This window comes from Aminobacter sp. P4_H6_2, from assembly GCF_056400805.1.
The window spans coordinates 1-4,640 of the sequence record NZ_JBFUKO010000436.1; the positions used below are offsets into that span (position 1 = coordinate 1).

A 4,640-nucleotide genomic window follows, 5' to 3' on the forward strand; every position below is an offset into this window, starting at 1 on the left:
ATGTAGAGGAACATGAGATCGATCGGGTACGGGTCGCCGGCATGCGCGTTGGCGATCACCATGTGCATCAGCCCATGCGCCGAGATCGGCGCATCCCAGGAGAACGCCTTGTCGATGCGCATCGGCCGGCCTTCGGCGTCGATCAACAGGTCTTCGGGTCCCCTGGGAAAGCCGAGATGCGGGCCCGAAAGCGGCTTGTTGGAACCAAAATGTTCGGCTTTGCCGTGCGGCGTCGGATGCGCCTCGATGGGCTTTGGATAAGGCGGCTCGAAGCGGAAGGCGCCGGGACAGTCGACCGCGCCGATCAGCACCTGCAGCATGTGCAGGGCGCGAGCCGTCTGGAACCCGTTGGAGTGGGCCGAAATCCCGCGCATCGCATGGAATGAGACCGGCCGGCCGATAAACGCTTCGTGTCGCTCGCCGTTCATATCCGTCCATGGCTGGTCGATGCTGATCGCCTCATCGAATGCGACACGCGCGATCTCGGCGGCCAGACCACGGATGGTCTCGACCGACACGCCGGTCTCTTGGGCAACCGCCTCCGGCGTATATTGCGGGTCGAGATATTTTTCGGCGAGCAACTGGAATGACGGCACCGCGAAGCGGCCGTCGGGTAGCTCGAAACGGCCCGAAAGTGCCGCCCGCGCGCCTTTGGTGCCGAGCGGCACGACATGCTCGGTCACGGTTTCAAAGATCTGCGGCTTGCCATTGTCGTCACGCACGAAAAGCCCGTGTTCGGCAGTTCCGGGAGCGTCGACCACCAGCCAGGTCGCGTTGGAATAACGCACGATGTAATCGACGTCGATCTTCCGCGCCTTGAGCAGTTCGTGCACCACGGCAAGGATCAGCAGACCGTCGGTGCCGGGGCGGATGCCGATCCAGTTGTCGGCGACGGACGAATAGCCGGTGCGCACCGGATTGACCGAAACGAAGCGCGCGCCGCGTTTCTTGAGCTTCGAAATGCCGATCTTGATCGGGTTGGAATCATGGTCCTCGGCAACGCCGAACATGACGAACAGCTTTGTCCGATCCCAATCGGGCGCACCGAACTCCCAGAACGCCCCGCCGATGGTCATGATACCGGCCGCTGCCATGTTGACCGAGCAGAAGCCGCCATGCGCGGCGTAGTTCGGCGTGCCGAACTGCTGTGCCCAAAAGCCAGTCAGCGACTGCGACTGGTCGCGCCCGGTGAAAAAGGCAAGTTTTTTCGGATCTTCGTGCCGCACCCCGTCCAGCCAGCTGGTCGCGAGCGACAATGCCTCGTCCCAGGAAATCTCCTTGAACTCGCCCGAACCGCGCGGACCGGTCCTGAGCAGCGGCGCCCGCAGCCGAGCCGGGGCGTAATGCTGCATGATGCCAGCCGAGCCCTTGGCGCACAAAACGCCGCGATTGACCGGATGATCGCGATTACCTTCGATGTAGCGGATCTTGCCGTCCTTGATGTGGACGTCGATGCCGCAGCGGCAGGCGCACATGTAGCAGGTGGTCTTGCGAACCTCGTCGGAAACGGGTTCCGAAAGCGCTACGTGTGGTTCTGACTTCATTCGGCGAACTCCCTGAGGATGAGTCCTACCGAGGCACCGACTGAAAGGAAATGCCTTGAAATGGCAGTCTACGGCAAAATTTATCTATGCAGGGAAAAGAACTTGGTTCGGAGGGCTAAGGTGCCGCCTAAAATAGAAAGACCGGGGAATCCCCACTCCCCGGTCTTTCCGATGCCCGTCACCCCGACTTAAATCCAGCTGGCAGCAGCATATGCGGCGACCAAAACCAATGTCATGAAATTCCCTTCGACAAGCGTCTGCATATTAGCAGCCGCTTTCGTTGCGGGGTATGATTTGCACCTCCGATTGCGGTTTACGAAGCGCGTTTCACGGCGCAGGTGAGACAATTGCGCAACAGAATTGCCGCAACGTCACCTAAACCCGATGTAAAAATGCGACCGGCGCTCATGCAGCTCAAAAGCCGCTCGCCTCGTTGGTGACCACGATTCGCGTCTTGCTCGGCCCAACTTCCCTGACCAGCGCGTAGAATTCGGCGGCGTTCGCGATCTGAAGCCGTACGCAGCCATGCGATGCCGGGCGGCCAAGTTGCCTTACGAAAGCTGTGCCGTGGATGGCGTAGCCGCCATTGTAGAAAACCGAATAGGGCATCGGCGAGTTTTCATACTTGCTTGAGTACCACATGAGATTCAGGCGTTTGGGTCRCCAACTGCCGCGCGGGGTGACATAGCCCTTGCGCGCCGTCGACACGGACCACTGGTGGAGTACCCGCCCATCCATGCTGACGGTCATTGTCTGGGTCGAGATATTGACCTTGGCGACAAGAACGTCGGCGAATGCCGGTTCGGCAAGTGCAGCCAAGGCCAAGGTGGCAGCGACGAAGAGCGCTTTGGACATTTTCCCTACACTCCGCGATCCGGCATTTTATGCCGCTCAAGCCGAGATGGGACCCTGAAAAAGCTGTACCGCCAGTAAATTGAACGTGTAAGCCGAACCGCAGCAGGGGGCACTACCCAGGATGGAAACGACACCCTTCGCCACCTTTTAGGTGGCCCAAACCAGCCTCCCGCATCGCCCACTGTGGCCCAGTTGACACGACCGGTATTGGGCATAGGCTCGCCCGTGCAGCTGGAGTCAGGTTCCATGGTGCTCCAGTCGGATAACGTGCGGCCACAGCGGACCGTTGCCCGGAGGATCTGAAAAATGCAACAATCCCAACATTTTAGCGGAATGAGCAGGCGAAACCTGCTGTCGTTGATCGGCCTGACTGCCGGTACAGCGGCGATGTATCAGGCGATGACCAGTCTCGGCCTCGCGGTTGAGTCCGGATACAAGGGACCGGTCAAACTGGAGGGCGATCCGAAGGGCGCCACCGTGTTGATTTTGGGTGCGGGCCTGGCCGGCATGACTGCGGCACTTGAGCTTCGCCAAGTCGGATACAAGGTAAAGATCCTCGAATACAACAAGCGATCCGGCGGACGAAACTGGACGCTGCGCGGCGGCGACACCTATACCGAGCTTGGTGGCGCGACGCAGAAATGCGAGTTCGACGAAGGCCTCTACATCAATCCGGGACCGTGGCGCATCCCCTACCATCACAACGGGCTTCTGGCTTATTGCAAGCGTCTTGGGGTCAAACTGGAGCCATTCCAGCAGCTCAATCACAATGCCTTCCTACATTCGTCCAAGGCGTTCGGCGGCAAGCCGCAGCGTGTCCGCGACATCAAGATCGATTTCCAGGGCCATATCTCTGAACTGCTCGCCAAGGTCGCTCATACCGGCAAGCTCGAAGGCGGCGTGACCAAGGAAGACCAGGAGATGCTGGTCGAAGCACTGCGCTCCTGGGGCGCGCTCGACAAGGACTATGCTTACACAAAGAGCATAGCGACCTCCGAATTCCGCGGCTTTGCCARGGATCCCGGCGGCGGACTGGGCGCGGCGCCAATTCCGAGCGATCCTATTGCCCTGACAGACATATTGAACTCGCGCCTATGGGGCAGTCTCGCTAACTTTGCTCTCTACGAGTTCCAGACGACCATGTTCCAGCCGGTCGGCGGCATCGACATGATCGGCAAGGCATTCACCAAGGAAGTCGGCGACCTCATCACCTACAACTCCAAGGTCTCCAAGATCCATCAGGACGAAAAGGGCGTCACCGTCACTTACGAGGACGTGACCAACCCCGGCGCGATGAAGGAAGAAAAAGCCGACTGGTGCGTCTGCACCATTCCACTGACCATTCTCAGCCAGATCGAGATCAATGTCGGCGCCCCGATGCAGGCGGYGATCGAAGCGGTGCCCTACGCCTCGTCGGTCAAGGTCGGCCTTCAGTTCAAGCGCCGTTTCTGGGAACAGGACGAACTAATCTTCGGCGGCGTCAGCTATACCGACCTGCCGATTGCCCAGATTTCGTATCCGAGCACCAGCTTCAACACCGACGGCAAGGGCGTGCTGCTCGGCGCCTACACCTGGAACGGACCGCACTCCTACGAATTCACCTCGATGGCGCCGGAAGAACGCGTCAAGCGTGCCGTCGAGTATGGCTCGCAGATCCATCCGCAATACAAGGACGAGTTCGAAAACGGCATCTCCATGGCCTGGCACCGCTCGCCCTTCACGCTCGGATGCGCCGGCGACTGGACCGATGAGGCGCGCAAGGAGCATTACGACAATCTCTGCCAGATCGATGGTCGCATCGTGCTTGCCGGCGAGCACGCCTCCTACATCCCGGCGTGGATGGAGGGCGCGATCCTGTCGTCGCTCGATGCGATCACCAGGCTGCATCAACGCGTCGTGGCGGGATGATGGCGATGTCCGTTCATCCCTCAACCTTCGTTTTCGCAAGGATGTCGACATGACCCAGCAATCCAGGCGCTCACTCGGCCTTCTGGCCGCCACCGCCTTCTTCACTGCCTTCACCGCAGCGAGCGCCCTCGCCGATTCGGCGGGTGTCACCTTCAGCTCCGGCGACAACTTCACTGAAAAGACTGGCCAGGAGCTCTATGCCAACGTCTGCCAGGCCTGTCACATGGACAAAGGGCAAGGCGCAGTTGGTGCTGGCAAATATCCGGCACTGGCCAAGAACGCGAACCTGGAATCCGGCGGTTATCCCATCTACGTCATCGTGCATGGCCAAAA

4 protein-coding genes are annotated in these 4,640 nt (G+C 60.0%); 2 read left to right on the forward strand and 2 right to left on the reverse strand.

Features of this window, described 5'->3' with window-relative positions; genetic code table 11:
• Together AC1DUU_RS23700 and AC1DUU_RS23705 are read right to left on the reverse strand one after the other, a co-directional pair.
• A partial coding sequence (locus AC1DUU_RS23700) for a molybdopterin-dependent oxidoreductase (protein ID WP_476785830.1) occupies positions 1-1,544 on the reverse strand: 1,544 nt, incomplete at its 3' end.
• 414 nt (positions 1,545-1,958) lie between these two features.
• Complete coding sequence (locus tag AC1DUU_RS23705) at positions 1,959-2,399, reverse strand: L,D-transpeptidase (protein WP_476785831.1); 441 nt, start codon at positions 2,397-2,399, stop codon at positions 1,959-1,961.
• 306 nt (positions 2,400-2,705) lie between these two features.
• On the opposite strand from AC1DUU_RS23705, the gene AC1DUU_RS23710 reads away from it, so the two are divergent.
• A complete protein-coding gene (locus AC1DUU_RS23710; RefSeq protein WP_476785832.1) occupies positions 2,706-4,307 on the forward strand; it encodes a flavin monoamine oxidase family protein in 1,602 nt (533 codons plus the stop codon).
• 49 nt (positions 4,308-4,356) lie between these two features.
• Positions 4,357-4,640, forward strand: a 284-nt coding sequence (locus AC1DUU_RS23715; protein ID WP_476785833.1) for a c-type cytochrome, incomplete at its 3' end; no start/stop codon positions are given.